Origin of the sequence: Mycobacterium sp. DL592 (genome assembly GCF_011694515.1) — a bacterium.
In the GTDB taxonomy this organism is placed as follows: domain Bacteria; phylum Actinomycetota; class Actinomycetes; order Mycobacteriales; family Mycobacteriaceae; genus Mycobacterium.
The window spans coordinates 3,939,607-3,964,446 of sequence record NZ_CP050192.1; the positions used below are offsets into that span (position 1 = coordinate 3,939,607).

23 protein-coding genes are annotated in these 24,840 nt (G+C 66.4%); 8 read left to right on the forward strand and 15 right to left on the reverse strand.

Annotation, left to right across the window (positions count from 1 at the left end; genetic code table 11):
* Positions 1-847 precede the first annotated feature (847 nt).
* Together HBE64_RS18940 and HBE64_RS18945 are read right to left on the reverse strand one after the other, a co-directional pair.
* On the reverse strand, positions 848-2,374 hold the full coding sequence (locus HBE64_RS18940) for a cell wall metabolism sensor histidine kinase WalK (protein WP_167109416.1): 1,527 nt from the start codon (positions 2,372-2,374) through the stop codon (positions 848-850).
* 38 nt (positions 2,375-2,412) lie between these two features.
* Positions 2,413-3,153, reverse strand: a complete 741-nt coding sequence (locus HBE64_RS18945) for a response regulator transcription factor (RefSeq protein ID WP_371744011.1) — start codon at positions 3,151-3,153, stop codon at positions 2,413-2,415.
* Between the two features lie 511 nt (positions 3,154-3,664).
* Between HBE64_RS18945 and HBE64_RS18950 the strand changes: the two genes are divergently transcribed.
* Entirely contained in the window at positions 3,665-4,132 is a 468-nt protein-coding gene (locus HBE64_RS18950) for an MPT63 family protein (RefSeq protein ID WP_167105608.1), read from the forward strand.
* A 7-nt stretch (positions 4,133-4,139) separates the two neighbouring features.
* Here HBE64_RS18950 and HBE64_RS18955 read toward each other — a convergent pair whose 3' ends face one another.
* The 4 genes from HBE64_RS18955 to HBE64_RS18970 form a co-directional block, all read right to left on the reverse strand.
* On the reverse strand, positions 4,140-4,589 hold the full coding sequence (locus HBE64_RS18955; protein ID WP_371744202.1) for a DUF5078 domain-containing protein: 450 nt from the start codon (positions 4,587-4,589) through the stop codon (positions 4,140-4,142).
* A gap of 61 nt (positions 4,590-4,650) precedes the next feature.
* Positions 4,651-4,989: a DUF732 domain-containing protein gene (locus tag HBE64_RS18960; RefSeq protein ID WP_371744012.1), complete on the reverse strand. Its 339-nt coding sequence runs from the start codon at positions 4,987-4,989 to the stop codon at positions 4,651-4,653.
* Complete coding sequence (locus HBE64_RS18965; protein ID WP_167105614.1) at positions 4,986-7,898, reverse strand: RND family transporter; 2,913 nt, start codon at positions 7,896-7,898, stop codon at positions 4,986-4,988. Before HBE64_RS18965 ends, HBE64_RS18960 begins: the two co-directional genes overlap by 4 nt.
* On the reverse strand, positions 7,895-8,320 hold the full coding sequence (locus tag HBE64_RS18970) for an MmpS family transport accessory protein (RefSeq protein ID WP_167105617.1): 426 nt from the start codon (positions 8,318-8,320) through the stop codon (positions 7,895-7,897). The genes HBE64_RS18965 and HBE64_RS18970 overlap by 4 nt, the downstream gene beginning before the upstream one ends.
* 135 nt (positions 8,321-8,455) lie before the next feature.
* Between HBE64_RS18970 and HBE64_RS18975 the strand changes: the two genes are divergently transcribed.
* Positions 8,456-9,187 carry a TetR/AcrR family transcriptional regulator gene (locus HBE64_RS18975; protein WP_167105620.1) on the forward strand — a complete coding sequence of 244 codons (732 nt, stop codon included), beginning with the start codon at positions 8,456-8,458 and terminating at the stop codon, positions 9,185-9,187.
* Positions 9,188-9,193: 6 nt separating this feature from the next.
* Here the strand turns inward: HBE64_RS18975 and HBE64_RS18980 are convergent, their stop codons facing one another.
* Genes HBE64_RS18980 through HBE64_RS19000 form a run of 5 tightly spaced genes read right to left on the reverse strand, consistent with a single transcriptional unit; the run spans position 9,194 to position 13,779 of the window.
* A complete protein-coding gene (locus HBE64_RS18980) occupies positions 9,194-9,745 on the reverse strand; it encodes a pentapeptide repeat-containing protein (RefSeq protein ID WP_208300506.1) in 552 nt (183 codons plus the stop codon).
* A gap of 8 nt (positions 9,746-9,753) precedes the next feature.
* Complete coding sequence (locus HBE64_RS18985) at positions 9,754-10,335, reverse strand: ATP/GTP-binding protein (RefSeq protein WP_167105623.1); 582 nt, start codon at positions 10,333-10,335, stop codon at positions 9,754-9,756.
* Entirely contained in the window at positions 10,316-10,684 is a 369-nt protein-coding gene (locus HBE64_RS18990; protein ID WP_167105626.1) for a DUF742 domain-containing protein, read from the reverse strand. Before HBE64_RS18990 ends, HBE64_RS18985 begins: the two co-directional genes overlap by 20 nt.
* A gap of 6 nt (positions 10,685-10,690) precedes the next feature.
* Complete coding sequence (locus HBE64_RS18995) at positions 10,691-11,104, reverse strand: roadblock/LC7 domain-containing protein (RefSeq protein ID WP_167105629.1); 414 nt, start codon at positions 11,102-11,104, stop codon at positions 10,691-10,693.
* The gene (locus HBE64_RS19000) at positions 11,101-13,779 is read right to left on the reverse strand and encodes a sensor histidine kinase (RefSeq protein WP_167105632.1); all 2,679 of its coding nucleotides are present in this window, start codon (positions 13,777-13,779) and stop codon (positions 11,101-11,103) included. The genes HBE64_RS18995 and HBE64_RS19000 overlap by 4 nt, the downstream gene beginning before the upstream one ends.
* A 261-nt stretch (positions 13,780-14,040) precedes the next feature.
* On the opposite strand from HBE64_RS19000, the gene HBE64_RS19005 reads away from it, so the two are divergent.
* Positions 14,041-14,505 carry a tRNA (cytidine(34)-2'-O)-methyltransferase gene (locus HBE64_RS19005; protein ID WP_167105635.1) on the forward strand — a complete coding sequence of 155 codons (465 nt, stop codon included), beginning with the start codon at positions 14,041-14,043 and terminating at the stop codon, positions 14,503-14,505.
* Positions 14,506-14,513: 8 nt separating this feature from the next.
* Here HBE64_RS19005 and HBE64_RS19010 read toward each other — a convergent pair whose 3' ends face one another.
* Positions 14,514-15,155, reverse strand: a complete 642-nt coding sequence (locus HBE64_RS19010; protein WP_167105638.1) for a nitroreductase family protein — start codon at positions 15,153-15,155, stop codon at positions 14,514-14,516.
* A gap of 23 nt (positions 15,156-15,178) precedes the next feature.
* Here HBE64_RS19010 and HBE64_RS19015 point away from each other — a divergent pair, with 23 nt between their 5' ends.
* The gene (locus HBE64_RS19015; RefSeq protein ID WP_167105641.1) at positions 15,179-15,595 is read left to right on the forward strand and encodes a TIGR03667 family PPOX class F420-dependent oxidoreductase; all 417 of its coding nucleotides are present in this window, start codon (positions 15,179-15,181) and stop codon (positions 15,593-15,595) included.
* 78 nt (positions 15,596-15,673) lie between these two features.
* Here the strand turns inward: HBE64_RS19015 and HBE64_RS19020 are convergent, their stop codons facing one another.
* Complete coding sequence (locus HBE64_RS19020; RefSeq protein WP_208300507.1) at positions 15,674-18,967, reverse strand: error-prone DNA polymerase; 3,294 nt, start codon at positions 18,965-18,967, stop codon at positions 15,674-15,676.
* Between the two features lie 81 nt (positions 18,968-19,048).
* Here HBE64_RS19020 and helR point away from each other — a divergent pair, with 81 nt between their 5' ends.
* Together helR and HBE64_RS19030 are read left to right on the forward strand one after the other, a co-directional pair.
* Positions 19,049-21,244: an RNA polymerase recycling motor ATPase HelR gene (gene helR / locus HBE64_RS19025; RefSeq protein ID WP_167105644.1), complete on the forward strand. Its 2,196-nt coding sequence runs from the start codon at positions 19,049-19,051 to the stop codon at positions 21,242-21,244.
* Positions 21,245-21,300: 56 nt separating this feature from the next.
* The gene (locus HBE64_RS19030; protein WP_167105647.1) at positions 21,301-22,002 is read left to right on the forward strand and encodes a DUF899 family protein; all 702 of its coding nucleotides are present in this window, start codon (positions 21,301-21,303) and stop codon (positions 22,000-22,002) included.
* Here HBE64_RS19030 and HBE64_RS19035 read toward each other — a convergent pair.
* Positions 21,984-22,508, reverse strand: a complete 525-nt coding sequence (locus tag HBE64_RS19035) for a helix-turn-helix domain-containing protein (RefSeq protein ID WP_243841380.1) — start codon at positions 22,506-22,508, stop codon at positions 21,984-21,986. The genes HBE64_RS19030 and HBE64_RS19035 overlap by 19 nt on opposite strands.
* 53 nt (positions 22,509-22,561) lie before the next feature.
* Between HBE64_RS19035 and HBE64_RS19040 the strand changes: the two genes are divergently transcribed.
* Both HBE64_RS19040 and HBE64_RS19045 read left to right on the forward strand, forming a co-directional pair.
* Positions 22,562-23,503, forward strand: coding sequence for an NADPH:quinone oxidoreductase family protein (locus HBE64_RS19040; protein WP_167105650.1), 942 nt, complete (start codon positions 22,562-22,564; stop codon positions 23,501-23,503).
* 28 nt (positions 23,504-23,531) lie between these two features.
* A complete protein-coding gene (locus HBE64_RS19045; RefSeq protein WP_167105653.1) occupies positions 23,532-24,266 on the forward strand; it encodes a VIT family protein in 735 nt (244 codons plus the stop codon).
* Between the two features lie 135 nt (positions 24,267-24,401).
* On the opposite strand, the gene HBE64_RS19050 is transcribed toward HBE64_RS19045, so the two are convergent.
* Entirely contained in the window at positions 24,402-24,839 is a 438-nt protein-coding gene (locus tag HBE64_RS19050) for a nuclear transport factor 2 family protein (protein WP_167105656.1), read from the reverse strand.
* Position 24,840 lies beyond the last annotated feature (1 nt).

A 24,840-nucleotide genomic window follows, 5' to 3' on the forward strand; every position in this document is an offset into this window, starting at 1 on the left:
CATGCCGTGCTCGATAACGCAGTCCCCAACACGCAGATTGATAGCCACGCGGACTTGGCGGACCGGACAGCTGCCATCACCGACTCCTCGAAGTGCCGACCAGATAACGAGAACGCTAGGCCCGCGCGCTGTACACCCAATATCAATGACTTAGCAGCGTCGTGAGAACCACCAACGGATACGCGGTGTCGAGCAGACACGCCGCGACGTGCCACCATCGTCACCAGTCTCCTAATAACAAAACCGAATCCATAGCGTGGCCATAACCAGTAGCAGCCCGGTCACAGGATCGCTAGCTATGGTCGATGTGGCACAGCACATTTCACACAGAAGGAGTTATGTTGAATTCGGGGCGCACCGGCGCAGCGTGGCCGGCACCAAACGCCCCCGCCCTCCACCAACACCCCATCGGCATGAGACGGCCGCACAAGTCAACAAATAAGCCGTTGCTGCACAATATGTTTCACAATTTCTCTAGGGAGAGCGATCACATGAAAAAACAGTCATTGCGTCGTAGTGTCCTGCACACGTCGGTTGTCGCGGGGACGCTGATGTTCGCCGTCGCCGGCTTCGGAACGCAGGTGGCGGCAGCCGGACCGCCGCCGCCATGTTTGCCCGGGACACCCTGCGTGGGCGGACCCGGCCCCGGCCCAGGCCCGGGTGGTCCCGGCCCGGGACCAGGAGGTCCCGGTGGTCCCGGCCCGGGTCCAGTGGGCCCAGGTCCCGCCGGCCCGCAGCCCTGCCCACCGCTGACCCCCTGCCCACCGCTCTAACCTCCAGTAAGCAACCGGGCGAAAGCTGTTGGCGGCCGTGAGATCGCGGCCGCCGACAGCATTCGCAACTGCACCTACCGCCCTTCGGGCGCAGCGGGCAGTACGACGGTGAAGGTGGTGGCACCGGGGATGCTGCGCACCATGACCTCACCTCTGTGAGCGTTGACCACCGCGCTCACTATCGCCAGACCCAGGCCGGTGCTACCGCCCCGACGTGAGCGCGAGCTGTCACCGCGCACGAAGCGACCGAAGATCTCGGGTTGCTGCGCAACCGGTATGCCAGGGCCATCGTCCGTCACCTCAATGACGATCCGCCCGTTCACTGTCCTCAGCGAGATCGCAATAGCTGTGCCCGGCGGGGTGTGCACACGGGCATTGGAAAGCAGATTGGCCAGCACCTGGTGAAGTCGTGCACCGTCACCGATCATCACAACCGGTTCATCAGGTAGACGCAGCTCCCACGAATGATCACGCCCCGCGATGTGTGCGTCGCTGACCGCGTCAATCGCCAACTGCGACAGGTCTACTGGCTCAGCATCGATCACTCGCCCCGCATCTAGACGGGCCAACAACAGCATGTCCTCAACCAGGCTGGACATGCGCTTGGCTTCGGAGTCGATTCGGCCTAACGCATGGACGACATTGTCGGAGAATTCAGTCTGATCACGTTGCACCAGTTCGGTATACCCCCGGATGGCCGCCAACGGGGTCCGCAACTCGTGGCTGGCGTCAGCCACGAACTGGCGCACCCGCGTCTCACTTGCGTGCCGCGCCGCCATCGCATCGCCGATACGCTGCAGCATCCGATCGAAGGCGGCACCGAGCCGTCCCACTTCGGTGTAGCGCGAGGGCGATTCTGCCGCCGCCAATGGCCTTGGCATCGTCACCTCGCCATGGTCGAGGTCGGAGTCCGCAACCCGTGCCGCGGTGGCGGCCACCGCCGACAGCGGAGCTAGCTGGCGGCGCAGAATCAGAAGGCCAACCAACACCGCGGCGCCCAGCCCCACCGCGACCATCACGCCGAGCATCCACAACAGTGACAATTGAGTCTGATCTGGACCATTGGTCGGCAAGCCGGTAACGATGTGTCGCCCATTGCGAGCCGGGGAAGTGATGACCCGATACGATCCGAGGCCGTCAATGTTGATCGTCGTAGGCTCTGCGAAGAACATGGTGGATATCCCCCGACAAGCGCTCTCGCTCAACGGTTTCAGCGCTCCGCTGCCAGTGACAACCGCGCCGTCCAGAACGCGCCCTTCCGACAGCAATGCTCCCAATGTGCCGGCAGATTGGCCCGGTGCGTTGAGGAAGAAGGCGCCGGAAGGAGCCGCACTGGAGACACCAGGCATCGGCGGCGGCGGACCAAGGGCATACAGCAGGGAGGAACGCGTCGCCGCATCGATGACCTGTTCATCGAGTTGATCGAGTAGATACCGATGCATGGCCGTCAATGTGCCGACGCCGATTCCGATGCACACCGTTGCCAGTAGAACCACCTGGGCCGCCAGCAGGCGGATCCTCAACGACCACGCACTGGGATGGCGCAGCCGATACCGAATCCCCGGCTCCGGATCGGGAACCGGGGGTAGTCGCCGGGACATCAGAGTCGTCTCACCCCAGCGTTCGTCGACCGGCGAACTCACAACTGATGAAGTCCGGCGGGCTTGATCAAATAGCCGGAGCCTCGAAGTGTGTGGATCATCGGTTGACGTCCGTAGTCAATCTTTTTCCTGAGATAAGAGATGAAAAGTTCCACAACGTTGGAGCGGCCGCCGAAGTCGTAGTCCCACACTTCGTCGAGAATCTGGCTCTTGCTGACCACTCGACGAGCGTTGTGCATCAGGTACCGCAGCACCTCGAATTCTGTTGCAGTCAGGTTGATCGCGTCTCCGCCACGCGTTACCTCACGAGTGTCCTCGTCCAGCACCAGATCACCGACTACCACTTTTGCGGCGTCGTTGGACACAGCTACGCCCGCGCGGCGTAACAATGCCCTCAGTCGCAGCACGAGTTCTTCGAGGCTGAAGGGCTTCGTAACGTAGTCGTCGCCACCGGCGCTGAGGCCCGCGATGCGATCTTCTAGGGAGTCCCTGGCAGTCAACAACAGCAGTGGCAGGCCAGGGCGGTCCGCTCGCAGTCGCTCCAGGACCTCCAGGCCACTGATATCAGGCAACATTATGTCCAGGATGACCACGTCTGGCGGACTCTCGCGTGCGGACTTGAGCGCTGCCGCCCCGCTTCCAGCGGTGTCCACGCGCCACCCTTCATAGCGCAGCGTCATCGAGACCATTTCTGCCAATATCGGCTCATCATCGACGACCAGCGCATGGATAGGCATACCGTCCAGGCGGCACAGGCTTGCGAGCCTGATGCCAGCCATGGCTGTCACCCTCGCTCCAGATCGTGATCTTGTGCCACTGTGCCAGTCTCGCCCGCTGAACTAGGTTCGAAGTATGGAGAGCCTGTCGTGAACCTATGACTGCGCCGCTCGCGCGTGACGCATCCCACATCTGCGCTTACGTCGTACGTCCAGTCCGGGCCAGCACGGCCGGGGGCACGTCGGGGCCGAACCAGGCCGCGGCTCAACACTTTACGGATCTTAGGAACACTCGCCCACGCGTTAGACGCCGTCCTCTTCGAGAAGCTGCTTGAGCGCACGGCAGCCAAGCTCGACGAGGTGAGATGGATCATGGACGGACAAAGCGGCCATGCATCTATGCTGGGTCCGCGATCGTGCAGTTTCGATCGGCACGGCCGCGATGGCGGTTGTGAATCTGGCCGCGATGTGAAACAGCCGGGCCACAGCCTCATGGCGACGCGGGGACAGAGCAACGCGAAACGTTGGCTCAATGGTCAGAAGATGTTCACCGAACGCCCGTACGGTGCCCGGCATGACGATGAGGACGGCTATTGTCGCCGCAGCAGTGGGCCTGTCGATCGCGATGGCGCCGACAGCGGCCGGGGCACCCACGGACCCGACGACGGATACGTTCGGTGGCTGGAACCACCTTGCCGACGACGGCGGCAACGTGATCACGGTGTGGCAGGTCAGCAACCTCAAGCCGAGCAGCGACACCATCCCCGGCTACCCGCTGGCAGGCAAGCTGTGGGAGGCCACCGCGGCGGTGCGGGCGGCCAAAGGTACTGTGACGCCGATCATTCCGGACTTCAATGCCCGCGCCGCGAACGGCACCAACTACCAGGTGCTGTGGCAGGCGGCGACCCCGGCCGGCATCAGCGCCGCGACGCTGCCGCAGGGCGCCAAGTCGACAGGCAAGCTGTACTTCGACGTGACCGGGCCGGCTCCGACCCAGGTCGTCTACAACAACGGTGTGACCGACCTGCTGGTCTGGAAGTAGCCAGTTATCACTGCCGCTGGTTGGGTCCCCAGTTCCAGACGCCCGGGTCGGCCTGCGGGTATTGGGCACAGACGTCGGTGGCTTTGGCGACGACGCCCTTGTTGTTGAAGAACAGCTTCGCCCAGTTGCCCCAGTGCGTGGCCATCTGCTCGAAGTAGATGTCGGTCGCGGTGTCTTCGGAGTACTGGCGGCGGCCCGCGGCGTCCAGTGCGAAGAACCAGTAGATGCGGTCGCGGGCGGCATCCTCGATGTCGACGGGCCGGTTGTTGTAGTCGATCATGTAGCGCTCGTAGTAGATCGGCGAGGTGTCGCGCGCCGCGGCCATGTACTGGTCGACGGTGCATGTGGTCTGGATGATCCGCTTGGGGATCGGGTAGTCGTCGGTGGCGTCTGCTGCCGCCGTGCCGGGAACCCCGGAAACCATTGTCAGACCCGCGACCGCTGCTGCGAAGACCATAGCTGTTCGGCGAACGTACATTGATAATCCTTGCTTTTCGTTGTGACGGAGACGGGCGGTCTCAGACCGGCCGGGCGTTCGCCGCCTGCTGCAACAGCAGCTGGCGGTCCGGGCAGTAGATGGAGTAGGCCAGCGCCACGAACTGCCATGACTGCACCGTGGTCGCATCCTTCGACAGCTGCCTGGCGACAAACCGCGCCGAGTCAGCTGCGCTGTGATCGATGCCGCCGTCCAGCCGCTCGCAGGCGATCTTCGCGATCCACGCGTTGTAGTCGCGCGGGCCGTAGACCCCGACGGCGTGCAGCTGGTTTGCGAAATCGGTGTCCGGATCGGCATGGGCGGCAGGTGCTCCCTGAATCATCAGGGTGGTGAGAACAGCCAGTGCGGCAATCTTTTTCACGCCAGGGCCTCCTCGGGCTGCGGGGTGACCTGCTGCGGCGCTTTGGGCGCGGGCCACGGCTGGGGACGCGGACGCTGACGAATGCGCTGCGGCCACCAGAACCAGCGTCCCAGCAAGGCGGCGATCGACGGTGTCATCAGGGACCGGATCACCAGGGTGTCGAACAGCAGACCAAGCCCGATCGTCGTTCCGACCTGTCCGATGACGATCATCTTGCTGACCGCCATCGAGGCCATGGTGAACGCGAAGACCATACCGGCCGCGGTGACCACCGAGCCGGTACCCACCATCGCCCGGATGATCCCGGTGTTCACGCCGGCTTCAATCTCTTCCTTCATCCGCGACACCAGAAGAAGGTTGTAGTCCGCGCCGACGGCCAGCAGGACGATCACCGACATCGGCATCACCATCCAGTGCAGCGGGAGGCCGATCAGGTGTTGCCAGATTAGGACCGACAGGCCGAAGGATGCGGCCAGGCTCAGCACCACGGTCCCGACGATGACGGCCGCGGCGGCCAGCGCTCTGGTCAGGATCACCATGATGACGAAGATCAGGATCAGTGCAGCAATCGCGGCGATGATCAGATCCCAGTTGGCACCCTGCTGCATGTCGGCGTACATCGCCGCACTGCCACCCAGGTAGATCCTGGCCCCCTCCAACGGCGTTCCCTTGATGGCGTCCTCGGCGGCGATCTTGAGCGGCTCGATGCGCGAGGTGCCCTCCTCGGTCAGCGGGTCACCCTGGTGGACGATGGTGAACCGCACGGCATGCCCGTCCGGTGACAGGAACAGCTTGATGCCGCGCTTGAAATCGTCATTGTCGAACGCTTCCGGCGGCAGGTAGAACGAGTCGTCGTTCTTGGCCTGATCGAAGGCCTGGCCCATCGCCGTGTTGTCCTTGAGCGAGGCCATGGTCTGGTCCTGTTGTGCCTTCTGGGCCTGATACTGGTTGAGCATCAACTGCTTTTGACTCTTCATCGACTCGATCATCCCCGGCATCACCGCGACCATTTGCCCCGTCAAGTCGGACATGCGCCGCATATCGGGAAGCAGCTGCTGGAAGTCGTCCGACATCGTCGCGATGCCGTCCAGCGAGTCGAACACCGAGCGCAGCGACTGACACATCGGGATGTCGAAACAGTGCGGCTCCCAATAGAAGTAGTTGCGTATCGGCCGGAACTGGTCGTCGAAGTCGGCAAGGTGGTCGCGCACCGTCGCGATGTCGTCCGAGGTGACGCTCATCTTGTCGGACATGCTTCGGGTGACATCGGAGAGCTGCTGCGTGATGCCCTCCATCTTGGTCATCGAATCGATGGTCACCTGCATGTCATCGGCTTGTTTCAAAGTGTTGGCGATGATGGTCTGCTGGTAGTCATTGTTCATCAGCTGGCCAGTGGCGTTCTGGCTCAACGAGTATGGAATCGTGGAGTGTTCGATGGGCTTGCCATCCGGCCGGGTGATGGTCTGGACCTGGGCGATCCCGTGCACCCGGGCCAGGGCTTTGGCGATCTTGTCGATCACCAGGAAGTCGGCCGGATTGCGCAGATCGTGGTCGGCTTCGACCATGAGCAGGTCGGGGTTCATCTTGGCCCGGGAGAAATGGCGCTCCGCCGCTGCGTAGCCGACATTGGCCGGCACACTGCTGGGCAAGTAGATTCGGTCGTTGTAGGTGGTGTGGTAGCCGGGCAGGGTGAGAAGGCCCACCAGTGAGACCGCCACAGCGCAGACCAGGATGGCACCGGGCCAACGAACGGTTGTAGTCCCAACTCGATGCCACAGTTTCTGCTTCCCAACTCCTTTGGGCTCCAGGACGCGGCCGAAGCGGCTCGCTACCGAGATCAACGCCGGGCCCAGAGTTAGCGACAGGGCGACCACGATCACCATGCCGGACGCCAGTGGGATTCCCATGGTCTGGAAATAGGGCAGCCGAGTGAAGTGCAGGCAGAAGGTGGCACCGGCGATGGTCAAACCCGATGCCAGCACCACATGGGCGGTGCCGTGGAACATGTCGTAGTAGGCCGACTCGCGGTCTTTGCCTGCGCGGCGGGCCTCCTGATATCTGCCGATCAGGAAGATCGCGTAGTCCGTCGCCGCGGCGATCGCCAGCGTGACGACCATGTTGGTCGCGAATGTCGTCAGCCCGAAAACGTTGTGGTAGCCGAGGAACGCGACCAACCCCCGAGCGCCGGACAGTCCGAGCCCCATCATCACCATCACGATGAGCGTGGTGACGATCGATCGATAGACGATCAACAGCATGACGGCGATGACGGCGAATGTGACGAGTTCGATCACCTGCATGCTCTTGTCGCCGACGGCGTTCTGGTCTGTGGTGGTGGCAGCAGGTCCGGTGACATAGGCCTTCACCCCAGGCGGGGCCGGAGTGTCCGCGATGACCTTGCGGACCGCCTCTACCGACTCGTTGGCGAGTGTTTCACCCTGATCGCCGCCGATGTACACCTGCACATAGGCGGCTTTGTTGTCGGCGCTCTGGGCGCCGGACGCAGTAAACGAATCCCCCCAGAAGTCCTGGACATGCTGGACATGCTTGGGGTCGGCGCGCAGCTGTTGAACGATCTTGTCGTAGAAGGCGTGTGCATCAGCGCCGAGGGGTTGATCTCCTTCGAGAACCACCATCACCGAACTGCTGGTGTCGTACTCCTTGAACACCTGACCGACCCGCTTGGTCGCGATCAGCGACGGCGCGTCGTTGGGGCTCATCGACACCGAGCGCAACTTTCCGACGTCCTCGAGCGAGGGCACCATGGTGCTCAGCACCACGATCAGCGCGATCCAGCCCAGGATGATCGGGACTGCGAACGCGCGGATGAACCGCGGAATGCGCGGGTGCGCGCGATGGCGCGCCGCGGGGATGGCGTCGATCGGCGCGTCACCGACGTCGAGGCTCATGCGGACTTCACCAGGCAGTAGGTCGCGGCATTCATGCCCGTTGCGGTCCTCTCCTCTTTGACCACGTCATCGACGGTGATCCGGCATCCGATTGAATCCCCATCGCCCTGAACCAGGACGTTCGGCGACGCCGAGGGGTTTGTGGTGGTCAGCGTCACCGACCAGGGCAGCGTCACGCTCCCGGTCCGCTGGGGCCGGCCGTCGAGGTCGACGTAGTTGACCACTGCCGTTGCGCCCGAACCGAACACCTCGTAGGTCACCACCTTGGGATCGAAGTCCTCTGCGCTGTCCGAGGTTTTCTGCGTCACGATCACCGGGTTGGAACCGAAGACCGTGCGGGCGTTCGTTACCGCGACCGCTCCCACCGTCGCGACGACCACCACGAGCACGGGAATCCACAGCCGGCTCAGAACCCGCGTCACTGCGAACACCGCTCGAGTGGTGTGCCGTCGACAAATCTCATGACATGTGGCCTTTCAGCGTGGACAGCGACCCCGAATTCGGCGGCCAGCGCGGTACTGAGCATTGCTAAGCAGAAAAGCTAACCGGATAAGCGGATGAAGTCAATCCGCTTCGCTGTGTCGGTCGTTACACTGACTCAGGTGACGCCCCACTCGACATCGGATCGCCCGCTGCGCAAGGATGCGCAACGCAACCGGCAGCGCATCATCGACGCCGCTCGCGACCTGTTCGCTCGAAAAGGTCTGGAGCCCAACCTCAACGAGGTGGCTCACCACGCAGGCGTCGGAGTCGGCACGGTGTACCGGCGCTTCGCGAGCAAAGAGGAGCTGCTGGAGGCGATCTTCGAAGACGGGCTGACCGAGCTGACTGCGCTCGCCGAGCAGGCGATGCATTACGCGGATTCGTGGCAGGGGTTTGTGTGGTTCGTCGAGCAGATGTGCTCGGTGACAGCGACCGACCGGGGCCTTCGCGAGATCGCATTCAGCAAGCACTACGCGGGCAGCCGGGTCGACGCCGTCAAGGAAAACCTGGTCCCCGCGCTGACCAGACTCGTCGACCGTGCGCAGGCCGACGGCCACCTCCGCCCGGAAATCGCCGCCCCGGACATGCCGCTCATCAGTTTGCTTGCCGGCACGGTCAGCGAGTTCGCCGGTGAGGTCAGACCTGACCTATGGCGGCGTTATGTGGCGTTGTTCATCGAGGGTCTGCGCTGTCGCCCCGACCAGGTTCCGTTGCCGGTCGGGGCACTCAGCGAGGACGAACTCGATCTGGCCATGAACACCTGGGAGCCTGCGGGTACACCCGCGACCTCCGCCCGGGGGCAGTAGCCGTCGTCACTGCCCGGTGACGTCGAGGCCGTGGGCGACGGCGAACGCCAGCGCCTGGGCGACATCGATCTTCGCGCCCCGGCATGCCGCGGTCGTCCACAGGGAGGCGTCCACCCGTGCGCCGCGCAGGTCAGCCTGCTCGAGGCGCAGACCGTTGGTCCGGGCGCCACTGAGATCAGCCCCGCGTAGCACCGCCTTTCGCAGGTCGGCCTGCACCAGGCCCGCTTCCCGCAGCCGGCACCCGGACAAGTCGACCCCGCGCAGATCGGCGGCGCCGAGCACCGACAGCGTAAAGTCGACCTCGTCGAAGACCGCGGGCCGGATCCGGCAGCCCTCGAATGTGGAACCCAGCATGCTGCAGTTGCGAAAGGTGCTGTGCCACAGTGTTGTTCTCAGAAAGCGGCAGTTGCGGAACGCCGAGCCCAGGTGGACGGACTCGGCCAGGTTCGCACCACCGAAGTCGCATTCGGTGAACACCACCCGTTCGGTCTGCAGACCGGCGAGGTCCTCGTCACGGAAGTCGTGGCCGACGAACTCTTGGTCGGCCCAGGTCGGCACCTGCGCCTCTAGGGGTGGCTCGGCGCGAGGCTGGCCAGAGCGTATTCGCTGACCGCGATCAGCGCGTCGGTGGCCGACTTGCGGTCCCTGGCGTCGACGGTGATCACCGGCGTGGTGTCCGGCAGGGTGAGTGCCTTGCGGACTTCGTCAGTGGGATAGCTTGGGGCACCGTCGAATTCGTTGACCGCGATCAGGAATGGCAGATTGCGGTGTTCGAAGAAGTCGACCGCGGGAAAGCTGTCCTGCAGCCTACGCACGTCGACCAGGATGATCGCTCCGATGGCCCCGTGCACCAGGTCGTCCCACATGAACCAGAACCTGCGCTGCCCGGGCGTGCCGAACAGGTAGAGCACCAGATCGCTGTCGAGCGTGATCCGGCCGAAGTCCATCGCCACCGTCGTCGTCGACTTGCCCGGCGTCGCCTCGAGTACGTCCACGGACGCCGAGGCGTCGGTCACCATCGCTTCGGTCCGCAGCGGCATGATCTCGGACACCGCTCCGACGAACGTCGTCTTGCCGGCGCCGAACCCACCGGCGATGACGATCTTCGTCGAGGCAGCAGGGCGCCCCTCAGAGGGCTCGTAGGCCACGCAGGGTCCTCCCTATGAGTTCACGGCGCTCGTCCACCGAGGAGCGGTCGGTCAGTGTTGTGTGTACCCGAAGATATCCCGATGCGACCAAGTCACCGACGAGGACCCGCGCGACACCGAGCGGCAATCCCAGCTTGGCCGAGATCTCGGCCACCGACGGGCTGTCGGCACACAGGTTACAGATCCTCCCGCGGACGTCACCGGAGGGCCAGTGCGGCGTCGTAGCCGAGCCCACGGTCTGGACCGGAGCCTCCAGCGGCAACTCGACGGTGGTGTCGGTGCGGCCGGACGTCAGCGCATACGGGCGAACGATGTTCGCCTGCGCCTCAGGTGCCGCCCATTCGTCCATGGCGGATCACGACGGTTGCGGGGCTCGACGCGACGAGGAGACGACGTTGCCCACCCGCTCGACCAAAACAGCCATCTCATAACCGATCTGGCCGATATCGCAGTTCGGGGTGGCCAGCGTGGCCAGCTGCGAGCCGTCCCCTACCCGCATCACCAGCAGATATCCGCCGGCCATCTCGACCACCGACTGCAGCACCTGGCCGCCCTCGAAGAGCTGCGCGGCACCGGCGGCCAGGCTGGCCAGGCCCGAGGTGACGGCGGCCAGCTGCTCCGCACGGTCGCGCGGGAGCGCCTCGCTGGCGGCGATCAGCAGACCGTCCACCGACACCAGCACCGCATGCGACACACCGGGCACCTCGCGGGCGAAGTTTGACACCAGCCAGTCCAGCGAGTTGTTCTGCGCGCGTGGCGGATAGGTCATTGCTGATCTCGTCCGTTCTCGGTGGGACCGGATTGGGTGTTGGCGCGGGCGGCCCGCACCCCGCCGAAGTGGCTGCTGAAAGACTTGCGGACGGCCTCGGGATCGCGGCGCGGAAGCTCAGGGGCCGCGGGCGGTGCAGCGGGCTGGATTCCGTTGGCCGCCAGGGTGTTCGGCTCGGCCGCTCCGGGAACCAGCCGGGCGCCGGGCTCACGCACCGGCAGGCCGTTTTCGGTGTGCGCCTGCACCGGCACGTTGTCGACGTCGGCCGCGGTGGCCCAGCCGTTGTCCCACACCGACTTCCAGTCCTGCGGCACCGCGACCGTCTTGGGGTCGACCAGGAACTCCGAGAGCATCTTCTGGTAGATGAAGTCGGTGTCGGTGTCCTCGGCGTCCGGTGCCGCCAGGTCTACGGCCAGCGCGTCGAGGTCGCCGATGTCGATGGGTGTCTCCTCGAGGTCCTTCTCCGCGCGTTCCCGGGAGGTGAAGAACGAGGAGGTGTTGGTCGGCTGATCGTGTGCGGCTGCCGGCTCGGCGGCGGGTGTTTCGGCGTCGGCGAACCATCGCGACGGCTGGGGTTCTGGCTCTGGTTGCGGTTCGGGCGCTGGGGCGGGGGCACCGGTGATTCCGCTGGATCCCGGCGAGCGCCGAGGCAGCCCGGATGGTTCGGCGACGGGCTGGCCCTCGAGCGCGGGTGCGGCGAACAGGGCTGCCCGGGCATCCTCGTCGTCGTGGGCCTGCGATCGGGTCTCGGCGTCGAACGGCCGGGCGTCCGGGCCGATGGGTGCGCCGTGTTCGAGGAGCGACGGCGGCACGTAGAGCTCGGCGGTAGTGCCCGAGGACGGCTGTCCGGCGATCGTGTTGCGCAGCCGCACCACCATGCCGTGCATGTGGGCGAGCCGGCCGACGACGAAAAGGCCCATGTGCCGGGTGTTGTCGGGGCTGACCTCACCGCCGGCGTGCAACCGCATGTTGTTGATCCGCAGATCGGAATCGGTCATGCCGATACCGTCGTCGTGGACCTCGATGAGGACACCGGCGTTGCTCGTGTGCACCGCGGTGACGCGTACCGGCGAGATCGGCGGCGAATAGCGCAGCGCGTTGTCGATCAGCTCGGCGAGCATGTGGACCGCGTCGCCGGAGACCCTGCCCACCAGGGCCGAGTCCGGCACGGCGCCGATCTCCACCCGCTTGTAGTCCTCGACTTCGGACACCGCACCGTTGATCGCACTGGCCAGCGGCAGCGAGTCTCGTTGCTCACGGGACACCTGGGCGCCGGCGAGCACCAGCAGGTTGGCGCCGATCCGCCGCATCCGGGTGGCGAGGTGGTCCAGCCGGAACAGGCTCTCCAGCCGTTCGGGATCCTGCTCGTTGCGCTCGAGCCGGTCGATCAGCGCGAGCTGCTGGTCGACCAGGGAGCGGTTGCGCCGCGACATTGTTTCGAACATGTCGTTGACCAGCAGCCGAAGGCGGGCTTCGTCACCGGCGAGCAGCAGGGCCTGGATGTGCAGCTCGTCGATCGCGTGCGCGACCTGGCCCACCTCCTCGGTGGTGTAGACCGGCAACGGCTCAGGTTCGCGCTCGTCACCGCCGCGGACCCGGGCGATCTCCTGCTCGAGATCGGTGTGGGCCACCTTCAGGGCGCCGTCGCGCAGCGTGCGCAGCGGCCGGATCAGCGACCGGGCCACCAGGAACACGATGATCAGCGCGATGACGAACGCGGCCAGAACCAGCAGGCCGTCGCGGATGGCGGCGTTGCGGCGGTCGTCGGCCAGTGCCTGCACGGACTTGGTGATCTGCGCGGTGGTGCTGGTGACGAGATCCGCGGCGATCTTGTCGGTGGCCTGCAGTGACTGGCGCAGGTCGAGGTTGCCGACCAGGACGGCGTCCGGGTTGGACATGATGCCCATCCGGCGAACCATCTCACCCTGGAGGATCTTGGCGTCCGGCGAGCCGACGCCGAGCACCTGGCTCATGTCGAACAACGTCGACGGCTCGGTGCCGGCCAGGGTGATCATCGAGGTCCGCAGTTCCGGCTCGGCTAGCTCACCGCCCTGCTCGACGAGCAGTTCCTGCATGAACATCTGGCCGCGGGCACCGACGGCACGGCTGAGGCCCTGCGTCTGGGCGCGCAGCGTCTCGTCGTCGAGGCGGACCGAGCCGTTGATGGCGTCCTCGGCGGTCAGCAGGATCGGCGCATAGGTGGTGATGCGCTCCCGCAGCCCGATCGAGTTCGACGAGACCGCGCCGAGCAGTTTCTGGCCGCCGGCCAGGATGTTGGTGACGCCGGTGCGGACGTCGGCGGCGACATCGGTGTCGTTGAGCTTGCGCTGCAGCGACGCCCTGGCGCTGTCGAAAGTGTTGGTGGCCGCCGCGGTGTCGCCGTTGGACGAGTACGCCAGCAGCGCCCCCTCCAGCGAGGTCATGTAGTTCTCGATCGACGGGATCATCTGGACGCGGTCGGCGGCCAGTTGCAGATTGCGGGCCGAGTTGAGGCCGGCGTAGACCCGGGCGCCGCCGAAGGCCAGGGCAAGGGCGAGCGGGATCGCGACGATCGCGAACACCTTGCGGCGTACCGGCCAGTTCCGCAGTGACCACCGGGAGGGACGCTTCACCGGCGCGGCCGGCTGCTGAGGGTCCGGCGGCAACTGCCCCACCCCGTCCGGGGTGGCGAACATGGTCACTGCACTGCGGCCGGGCTGACGACCGCTGCACCGTTATTCAGTGTTCCCGCCTGCTTCATTGAGACTTCCTGGTCATCGCTCACCCGTGGCATGCCGACGAGACAGCGAATTACGCCTGGCAATCCGTCGAGTATGACAGCGTTGGCCCGGCATCTCCATAGTCGTTACTGAACAGAGAGGTTGCGCGGAGAGCAGTGCGCGGCTTTTCGGGGTGGCGAGCAAATTGCACTGCGGCACAACTGAGATCATCATCGGATGTTCCGGGTGATGTTTTACCAACCGCGCATCGCGCCGAATACCGGTAACGCGATCCGGATGGTGGCCGCGACCGGATGCGAACTGCACCTGGTCGAGCCGCTGGGCTTCGACCTGTCCGAACCCAAGCTGCGCCGAGCCGGCCTGGACTACCACGACCTGGCGTCGGTGACCGTGCATCCGTCGTTGGAGGCGGCGTGGTCGGCGGTCGGCGACGCGCGGGTGTTCGCATTCACCGCCCACGCCGAGCAGCCGTTCACCGACGTCGACTACCTGCCCGGCGATGTGCTGCTGTTCGGGCCCGAACCCACCGGGCTGGACGAGGCGACGCTGGCCGACCCGCACATCACCGCCCGGGTGCGCATCCCGATGCTGTCGGGGCGGCGCTCACTGAACCTGTCCAACGCGGCAGCCGTCGCCGCCTATGAGGCGTGGCGGCAGCACGGCTTCGCCGGTGGCGTCTAGCGGCTAGATCACCAGGTGTCCCAGTGGGTCAGCTGCTCGGCGGGCAGCCGCTTGGCCGGCTTGAAGCTGGTGCCCTTGGTGTAGGCGATCGGGAACAGCCCGCCCTGGGTGTACTGCTCGTAGGGGATCCCGAGCAGCTCGGCGGTCTTCTTCTCACCCTCCCCGATCAGGTGCAGCGTGGTCCACGCGGTGCCGAGGCCACGTGAGCGCAGGGCCAGCATGAAGCTCCAGACCGCGGGCAGCAGCGAACCCCAGAACGAGGCCTGCATTCCCGCATCGGCACCCTCGGGACGGCCTTCGAGGCACGGAATGAGGAACACCGGCGCCTTCTCGAGGTTCTCGTTGAGGTACGACGCTGAACTGCGCACCGCGCCCTGCTGCTCGTCGCGGATGTCGCCACGGACCGGGCTGGGCATGTCCAGGTACGGAGTGGCGGTGGCGCGATAGATGTCGGCGATGGCCTTCTTCTTGGCGGGGTCCTCGACGAAGACCCACTGCCAGCCCTGGGCGTTGGATCCCGTGGGCGCCTGCAACGCCAGGTCGAGACACTCGATCAGAACCTCGCGCGGCACCGGCTTGTCGAAGTCGAGCCGCTTGCGCACCGATCGGGTGGAGGTCAGGAGTTCATCAGCGGTCAGATCGAGTGTCATGTCTGGAGACTACATTCGGGTTCATGGCCCCCGACCTGACTCCTGAAGTAACCGATCGACTCGTCGCCGATCACTACGGCTGGCTCACCACCGTGGCGAAATCCGGCCAGCCGGTGCCCAAACTGGTGTGGTTCTACTTCGACGGCACCGACGTCGTCGTCTACACCACCCCGACTGCGGCCAAGGTGCGCCACGTTCGGGCCCACCCGCAGGTGAGCCTGAACCTGGACTCCGACGGAAACGGGTCGGGCATCATCGTCATCGGCGGCGCCGCCGTGGTGGACTCCGAGGATGCCGACCCCCGCGACGACGAACCGTATTGGGCCAAGTACCGCGAGGCCGCCGACCGGTTCGGCCTGACCGAGGCGATGGCCGGCTACAACCTGCGGCTTCGGATCAGCGTCGACAAGGTGTGGACCACGCCGACGGCCGAGGGTTAACGCGCCCGCTCGGTCGAGTGTGCGCTCCCATACCCCAACCGCGGCATGTCGCGGATGAAACCGCACACCCGACGCCCATTAACGGAAGTCCCGCGAGCGCGAGCTCACCTTCATGGTGATGCGGCCCATCCGTTCGGCGATCACCGTCACCGCGCCGGTGGCGTTTTGCACCTGACCGCGGATCAGCAGGGCTGAGGCCGTCTGCGCCAGCTTGCGGTGCCGGCTCCACACCCCCGGGGTGCACAGCACGTTGACCATGCCGGTCTCGTCCTCGATGTTCATGAACGTCACGCCCTGGGCGGTGGCCGGGCGCTGGCGGTGGGTCACCGCCCCGGCGATCAGGACCCGGCTGCCGTCAGGCACGCCGAGAAGCTGATCGGCCGGAACGACGCCCATCGCATCGAGGTCCTCGCGCAAGAACTGTGTCGGGTAGCTGTCCGGAGAGATGCCGGTGGCCCACACGTCGGCGGCGGCCAGTTCCACCTCGGTCATTCCCGGCAACGCAGGCACATGCGACGACGAGCCGACCCCGGGCAGCCGATCGGGACGCTGGGTGGCCGCCGCCCCGGCCGCCCACAACCCCTCGCGACGCGTGATCGAGAAGCAGCCCAGCGCCCCGGCGGTGGCCAGCGCCTCGGTCTGCGGTACCGAAAGTACAACGCGCTCAGTTAGATTCAGCAGCGAGGCATACGCTCCGTTAGCCGCCCGCTCATCGACGATGCGCTGGGCGAGCTCGTCACCGATGTGGCGCACCGCACCCAGCCCCAGCCGCACCTCGAGCCCGTGGTTCTCCAGCGTGGCGTGGGCAAGGCTGGCGTTGACGTCAGGTCCGTGCACGGTGACGCCGTGGCGGCGGGCGTCGGCGACCAGCGACTGCGGGGAGTAGAAGCCCATCGGCTGGGCACGCAGCAGTGCCGCGCAGAACGCCGCCGGGTGGTAGAGCTTGAACCACGAGGAGTAATACACCAGCGAGGCGAAGCTCAGCGAATGGCTTTCGGGGAAGCCGAAATTGGCGAATGCCTCCAGTTTTTCGTAGATCCGGTCGGCGACTTCCCCGGTGATGCCGTGCCGCTGCGCCATCCCGGCGTAGAACCGGTCACGCAGGCGCCGCATCTTCTCGGTGGAGCGTTTGGAACCCATGGCTCGGCGCAACTGGTCGGCCTCGGCCGCCGAGAACCCCGCGCAGTCCACCGCCAGTTGCATCAGCTGTTCCTGGAACAGCGGCACCCCCAGCGTCTTTCGCAGGGCCGGTTCCATCGAAGGATGGTCGTAGATCACCGGTTCCAGGCCGTTGCGCCGCTTGATGTAGGGGTGCACCGAGCCGCCCTGAATGGGGCCGGGCCGGATCAGGGCCACCTCCACCACCAGGTCGTAGAACAGCCGCGGCTTCAACCGCGGCAGGGTGGCCATCTGCGCACGGGACTCCACCTGGAACACCCCGACCGAGTCGGCCTTCTGCAGCATCTCGTAGACGCGCTTATCGGACAGGTCCAGCCGGGCCAGGTCGACCTCGATACCCTTGTGCTCGGCAACCAGGTCGATGCAGTAGTGCAGCGCCGAGAGCATGCCGAGGCCGAGTAGGTCGAATTTCACCAAACCGATTGCCGCACAGTCATCTTTGTCCCATTGCAGCACACTGCGGTTCGCCATCCGCGCCCATTCCACCGGGCACACGTCGGCGATCGGCCGGTCACAGATCACCATGCCGCCGGAGTGGATGCCCATGTGCCGGGGCAGGTTCTTGATCTCACATGCCAGCTCGATCACCGACTCGGGGATGCCCTCGATATCGGGCGAGTCGGCAAGCCCGTCCCAGCGGCTGATCTGCTTGCTCCAGGCGTCCTGCTGGCCCTGCGAGAAGCCCAGCGCACGGGCCATGTCGCGCACCGCGCTGCGCCCGCGGTAGGTGATGACGTTGGCGACCTGAGCGGCATAGTCACGGCCATAGCGGTCGTAGACATACTGGATGGCCTTTTCGCGCAGGTCGGATTCGATGTCGATGTCGATGTCGGGCGGCCCGTCGCGAGCCGGGGACAGGAACCGCTCGAAGAGCAGACCGTTGGCCACCGGGTCGACGGCAGTGACCCCCAGTGCGTAGCAGACCGCCGAGTTGGCCGCCGATCCGCGCCCCTGGCACAGGATGTCGTTGCGACGGCAGAACTCGGTGATGTCGTGTACCACCAGGAAGTAGCCCGGGAACTTCAGCTGGGAGATGACATCGAGCTCCCGCTCGATCTGGGCGTAGGCCTTCGGCGCACCGTCCCGCGGGCCGTAGCGTCGGGCGGCCCCGAGCATGGTCAGCTCGCGCAACCAGCTGTCCTCGGTGTGCCCCGCGGGGACGTCGAAAGGCGGCAGCTGGGGGGCGATCAGCGCGAGCCCGAAGGCACATTGCTCACCGAGATCGGCTGCGGCAGTGACCACTTCGGGATACTCGAAGAACAGCCGGGCCATCTCGTCACCGGAGCGCAGGTGCGACCCGCCCAGCGGGGCCAACCAACCCGCCGCGGAGTCCAGAGACTGGCGGGCCCGGATCGCACCCATCGCCATGGCCAGCCTGCCCCGCCCGGGCTCGGCCACATGCGCGGCGGTGGTGGCGACCACCGTCAGCCCGAATCTCGGCGCGAGAGCGGCCAGGGCCGCGTTGCGTTCGTCGTCGAGCGGGTCACCGTGATGAGTGAGCTCGACACTGACCCGGTCGGCCCCGAACCGGTCGACCAGGTCGGCAAGAGCCTGCGCGGCAGCCTCCGGACCGCCAGCCGAGAGCGCTTGCCGGACATGGCCTTTGCGGCATCCGGTCAGGATGTGCCAGTGCCCGCCGGCCGCCTCGGCCAGCGCGTCGTAGTCGTAGAGCGGTTTGCCCTTCTCCCCGCCGGCCAGGTGCGCGCGGGCGATCGCACGGGACAGCCGGCGGTAACCTTCCGGCCCGCGGGCCAGCACCAGCAGATGCGGGCCCGGCGGATCGGGGGCGTCAGTGCGCGGGGTGTTGCCGAGCGACAGCTCGGCACCGAAGACGGTGCGCATGTCGAGTTCCTTGGCGGCCTCGGCGAAGCGCACCACCCCGTAGAGGCCGTCGTGGTCGGTGAGCGCCACGGCCCGCAGGTCGAGCCGCGCCGCCTCCTCGACGAGCTCCTCCGGGGTGCTGGCCCCGTCGAGAAAGCTGTAGGCCGAATGCGCGTGCAACTCGGCATAGGGAACACCGGAACGCAGCGGTTGCGCACCGGCCGGTTCGTAGGGTTGCCGCTTGCGGGACCAGGCCGGGCTGTCCCCGCCGTCGGCGTGCGGCTCCCCCAGGGCTTGACCGGTGCGGCGCGGCTTGCCGTTGAGCACCCGCTCCATCTCGCCCCAACTCGGCGGGCCGTTGTGCCATCCCACCCCGGTCAGCCTAATCGAACATATGTTCTAAGACCAGGTGGTAGCGGACAATGACGGATAGGAGCAATGGAAACGAGGGGTATGACGTCCGAAAGGCACGATCGTGAACTGGAGTCCGAGCGGGTTTACCTGGCCGGTCTCTACGAGAGGCTCGACGGCAAGCGCAGACGGGTCAAGGCCCAGTACCGCGCCGCGTACGGCGGCCCGATCGACGTTCAGGACGGCGGAACGCTGGTCGCCCGCGACGCCGAGGTGCGTGCGCTGGCCCAATCCGTCGCCCGGTTGGACGTGGCTGACCACGGCTTGTGCTTTGGACGGCTGGACACGGTTACCGGTGAACGGCTCTACATCGGCCGCATCGGGATCTCCGACGAGCATGACCATGAGCCGCTGCTGATCGACTGGCGGGCACCGGTGGCCAGCGCGTTCTACGTCGCCACCGCCGCCAGTACACAGGGGATGCGGCGGCGCAGGCAGTTCCATTCGCGGGGTCGCCGCCTGCTCGACTTCACCGACGAGGTGTTCGGCCGCCCCGACGCCGACGCCGGTGACGACAGCCCGTTCAGCAGTGACGCCGCCCTGCTTGCCGCCGTCAACGCACCCCGCGGCGACGGTATGCGCGACATCGTCGCGACGATCCAGGCCGAGCAGGACGAGATCATCCGGCTCGACCATCCCGGCGTGCTGGTCATCGAGGGCGGCCCCGGCACCGGTAAGACCGTGGTGGCCCTGCACCGCGTCGCCTATCTGCTCTACACCCAGCGGGCGCGGATCGAACGTCACGGGGTGCTGGTCGTCGGACCCAACCAGGCGTTCATGAACCACATCAGCCGGGTGCTGCCCTCCCTCGGCGAGTCCGAGGTGGTCTTCATGACGGTCGGCGATCTGGTCCCCGGCCTGCACGTCACCGCCGAGGACTCCCCGAATGTCGCCCGTATCAAGGGATCCCGCGCGATGCTGGATGTGTTGGCTGCGGCGATCGCCGACCGGCAACGGCTGCCCGAGGAGCCGATCCAGATCCCGCTGGCCGATGTCGAGATGCAGATCGCCGCCGACGCCGCCCAGTGGGCCATCGACGAGGCCCGCGCCAGCGGGCTACCGCACAACCAGGCCCGCGCGGTGTTCCAGGAGATCGTCACCTATGTGTTGACCGAACGCGCGATCGCCCGCATCGGCCGGGGCTGGCTGACCCGGGACAATCCCGACGCCTGGGAGAAGGTGCGCGCGGACCTGCTCTCCGAGCTCGACGACAACGCACAGTTCTGTAAGGCCCTCGACGAACTGTGGCCGATCCTGAGCCCGCAGGACGTGCTGAGCACCCTCTACACCTCGGCGGAGCGCCTTCGCTCCGCCGGTGCCGACCCGTCGCTGCACCGCGAGGACGGCACCGCGTGGACCGTGTCGGACGTTCCGCTGCTCGACGAGCTGGCCGACCTGCTGGGCCCCGACAAGCCGGCCGACGATGCCGCCGAGCGGGCACGGCAAGCCGAAACGGCTTATGCCGCAGGCGTCTTGGAGAACATGGTCGACCGCGAAGACATGATGGACGACGAAGACCACCTCCTGGCCCAGGACCTCCTCGACGCCGAGGATCTCGCCGAGCGCTTCCTCGAACGCGACAACCGCGATCTGGCCGAACGTGCCGCCGCCGACCGGGATTGGACCTACCGGCATGTGGTGGTCGACGAGGCCCAGGAGCTCTCGGAGATGGACTGGCGGGTGCTGATGCGACGTTGCCCGAGCCGGTCCTTCACCGTCGTCGGCGATCTGGCGCAACGCCGTTCGATGGCCGGGGCGACATCGTGGGCGGAGATGCTCGAGCCCTACGTCCCCGGCCGGTGGGTCCACCGGCCGCTGTCGGTGAACTACCGCACCCCCGCCGAGATCATGGCGGTCGCCGCGGCGCTGCTCGCCGACTTCGCCCCCGATGTCCGGCCGCCGGAATCGGTGCGCGCGTGCGGGGTGCGGCCGTGGTCCCACCAGGTCACCGCGGAGACGATGGCGGCCGCCATCGACGAATTCGTCGCATCCGAAGGCGCCAGCGAGGGCACCAGCGTGGTGATCGGGCCGCCGGGTGTTCCGGGTGCGGTCACCCCGGCGGAGACCAAGGGCCTGGAGTTCGACGCGGTGCTGGTGGTCGAGCCGGACCGCATCCTGGCCGACGGGCCGCGCGGTGCCGCCGAACTCTATGTGGCGCTCACCCGGGCCACCCAGCGGTTGGGCGTGCTGCATCAGCGGCCACTGCCCGCGGCCCTGACCGGGCTCGCGGTGCGATGAGTTCTGGCCCGCTGCGGAGTCGATAGACGAAAGAACCCAGGACAGGAGAATTCACCGTGACCGATACCGCACCGCCCAAGACCGCTCTACCGCCGATCGTCGACCAGCAGGCCTGGCGCACCGCACTCGACGAGCTGCGCGCCCGCGAGAAGGCCGCAACCCGTGAACTCGACGCCATCGCCGCCCAGCGCCGCAGGCTGCCGATGGTCGAGATGCCGAAGTACGTCCTGATCGGGGCGGACGGGCCGGTCTCCCTGGCCGAGGTGTTCGACGGCCGGCCGCAGCTGATCGTCTACAACCACATGTGGACCGACGGAGCCCAGTGGCAGTGCCCGGGCTGTACCGGCTTCACCTCACAGTTCACCCGGCTGGAATTCCTCGACAACTACGACGCCCGCTTCGTCATCGTCACCAATGGTCCCATCGAGGAGGCGCTGGCCTACAAGAAGAGGGTTGGCAACAAGATGGACTGGTACTCCTCGTCGGAGAGTTCGTTCAGCGCCGACGTCGACGCGGCCCCCGGTGAAGGTTTCGCGGTCAACGTCTTCCTGCGCGACGGCGAAACCGTCTACCGCACATGGCATACCAACGGCCGCGGCACCGAGCAGCTGAGCCACTCCTTCGCGCTGATCGACGTGCTGCCGTACGGGCGGCAGGAGGAATGGCAGGACTCCCCCGACGGATGGCCGCAGCGGCCGACCTACTCGGGTTGGGCCGATTCGCCGACCATCGCTGCGGCCTACGGCGACGAGGTTTGAGCCAACGCCGTCATTCCCGGCCCCGCCTCGGGGGCGACGTCGCGCGCGGTGAGTTCCTCGTGGCAGGTGTCGCACTCGAGGCGAATGTGAGCCTCGCCGCCGCAGCCGCGGTGGCGATAGTGGACGGGCGGGCCGTCGGGGGCCATGTAGGTATCGCCCCAGTCGCGTAGTGCCATCAGCACGGGGTATAGCGCCAGGCCCTTGTCGGTCAGCCGGTAGGCATCGCGGGTTCGGCTGTTGGCAGCCTTGTAGGGCTCGCGCCGCAGGATGCCCTCGTCGACCAAACGATCGAGCCGGTCGGCGAGCCGGCCGCGCGGAATCCCGAGCGATTCCAGGAAGTCCTCATAGCGCGTGGTGCCGGCAAATGCCTGCTTGACCAGCAAGAACGTCCATCTGTCGCCGAGTACCACCAGCGGGCGGGTGATCGAGCAGGCGACGTCGGCGAGCTCTTCATAGCGCACGACGGTCAGCGTATCAGTTTGAGACTCTGCATCGACTTTCTGCATCTCATTCTGATACTGTGCGCTGCATTCCATTTTAAGACTGAGAGGAAGCCGGGATGCGCGCAGTGCAGGTCATCGAGGAGAGCGGGCCGGCGGCGGTCGTGCTCAGTGACGCACCCGAACCCGAGGGTGAACTCGTCGTCGCGGTTCGTGCAGCCGGGGTGTCGTTTCCCGACCTGCTGATGACTCGTGGGGAATACCAAGTGCGACAACGCCTTCCATTCACGCTCGGCTGGGAGGCCGCCGGAGATGTGATCAAGGCGCCGCCGGGCAGCCAGTTCCGGGTGGGCGACCGGGTGATGACCCTCAGCTTCGGCGCCCACGCAGAACGGGTGGCCGCGGTCGAGGAGACGACGTTCGCGCTACCCGACCCGATGACCTACCGGCAGGGTGCGGCGCTCCCGCTGAACTACCTCACGGCGCTGGCTGCGGTGCAGCGCCGCGGCGGGCTGCAGCCAGGCGAGACGGTGCTGGTGCACGGCGCCGCCGGCGGTGTCGGAAGCGCCGTCGTCCAGATCACCAAAGCCCTGGGGGGACGGGTCATCGGATGCGTATCGACCGAGGAAAAAGCCTCGGTGGCAACAGCTTTGGGAGCTGACGGGGTGGTCGTCGGCGAGAAGTGGCGGACTCAGCTCGAGGGTCCGGTCCAGATGGTCGTCGACCCTGTCGGCGGCCAGACGCGATTCCGGGACAGCTTGCGCGCGCTCGCCCCGGAGGGCCGCATCGTCGTGGTCGGGTTCGCCGCAGGCGAGATACCGAACGTCGCTGCGAACCTGCTGTTGCTGCGCAATGTCGACGTGCGCGGCTGCTCGTTCGGTGTGCTCGCGGTCGACCCGAACGTGCGGCAGGCCGCCGTCACGCAGCTGCAGGACCTAGCGGTCAGTGGCGCAATCGATCCGCTGATCGGTGCGGTGTACCCACTCGAGGACGTCGCGTCCGCGCTTGCCGACCTGGCCGAGCGCCGCTCCACCGGAAAAGTGGTCGTCGAACTCGGCTGACACCTGCCGGTGGCTCTAGGCTCTCCCTGTGACCGCGACACCTGATTCCCCCGATCCGCAGCTGCATGCCGCCGAGCCGCACCACAGCGGTGTCGGAAGCAAACTGAACTGGCTGCGAGCGGCGGTGCTCGGTGCCAACGACGGGATCGTGTCGACCGCCGGCATCGTCGTCGGCGTCGCCGCCGCCACGGTGGAGCGCGGCCCGATCTTCACCGCGGGCATCGCCGCGCTGGCGGCAGGCGCACTGTCGATGGCCGTCGGCGAGTACGTCTCGGTCAGCACCCAGCGCGACACCGAGAAGGCCCTGCTGAACAAGGAGCGCCGCGAACTGGACACCCAGCCTAGTGCCGAATTCGAGGAGTTGGCTGCGCTTTACGAGGCCAAGGGACTCTCGCCCGCCACGGCCCGCACAGTGGCCGAGGAACTCACCGACCACGACGCGTTCGCCGCGCACATCGACATCGAACTCGGTATCGACCCAGAGGAACTGACCAATCCGTGGCAGGCCGCGATCTCCTCGGCCGTCGCGTTCACGGCCGGTGCGATCCTGCCGCTGCTGGCGATCCTGCTGCCGCCGCCGGCGTTGCGTATCCCGATCACCTTCGTCGGCGTGCTCGTCGCCTTGGCCTTCACCGGCTGGATCAGCGCCCGCCTGGGCGGGGCCAACGTCACCCGCGCGATTCAGCGGGTGGTCATCGGCGGGGCACTGGCCATGGCGATCACGTTCGGCATCGGCCACCTCGTCGGCGGCGCCGTCACCTAGCGTCAGCTGAACATGACCTTGGTCGCAGGCGTGGTGGCTTGGAGAACCTCCGGCAACCTGGACGCCGCGAGCTTTGGAACATCAGACGTGGCCTGATACTGGCGCGGGTGTTGTGTGACGCTGGCCGGAGGTCGCTCAATGGGTGGGCCAGCCGAGTGCATTGAATACCGCGACAGGGTTGAGGTAGTCGCGCCAGTGCACAATCTTGCGGTCGCGCAGGGTAATTACGGAGATGAATCGGTTGGTGTAGGGGTGGTTTCCGTTGACGGTGTGGCCTTCGGAGGCGTATTCGAGGATCACGACGTTCTTGGCGGGGTCGTGGTAGGCGGCCAGGTCGAAGCAGCGCTCCAGTTGTATGGCGGTCCCGTAGGGGCGGTAGAGCTCGGCGAGTGCTTGTCGGCCCTCGACCCGTGGCGGGTATCCGGGCACGGTGATCACATATTCGGTCACGACGTTCTCGGCCATCAGGTCGAAGAAGTGCCCGGGATCGACAAGGCCGTGCAGTCCTTGTTCGATGATCCGGAAGAACGGGTCCAGCGCCGCGAAGTCGTCCAGGTTCGCGATGGTGCTCATT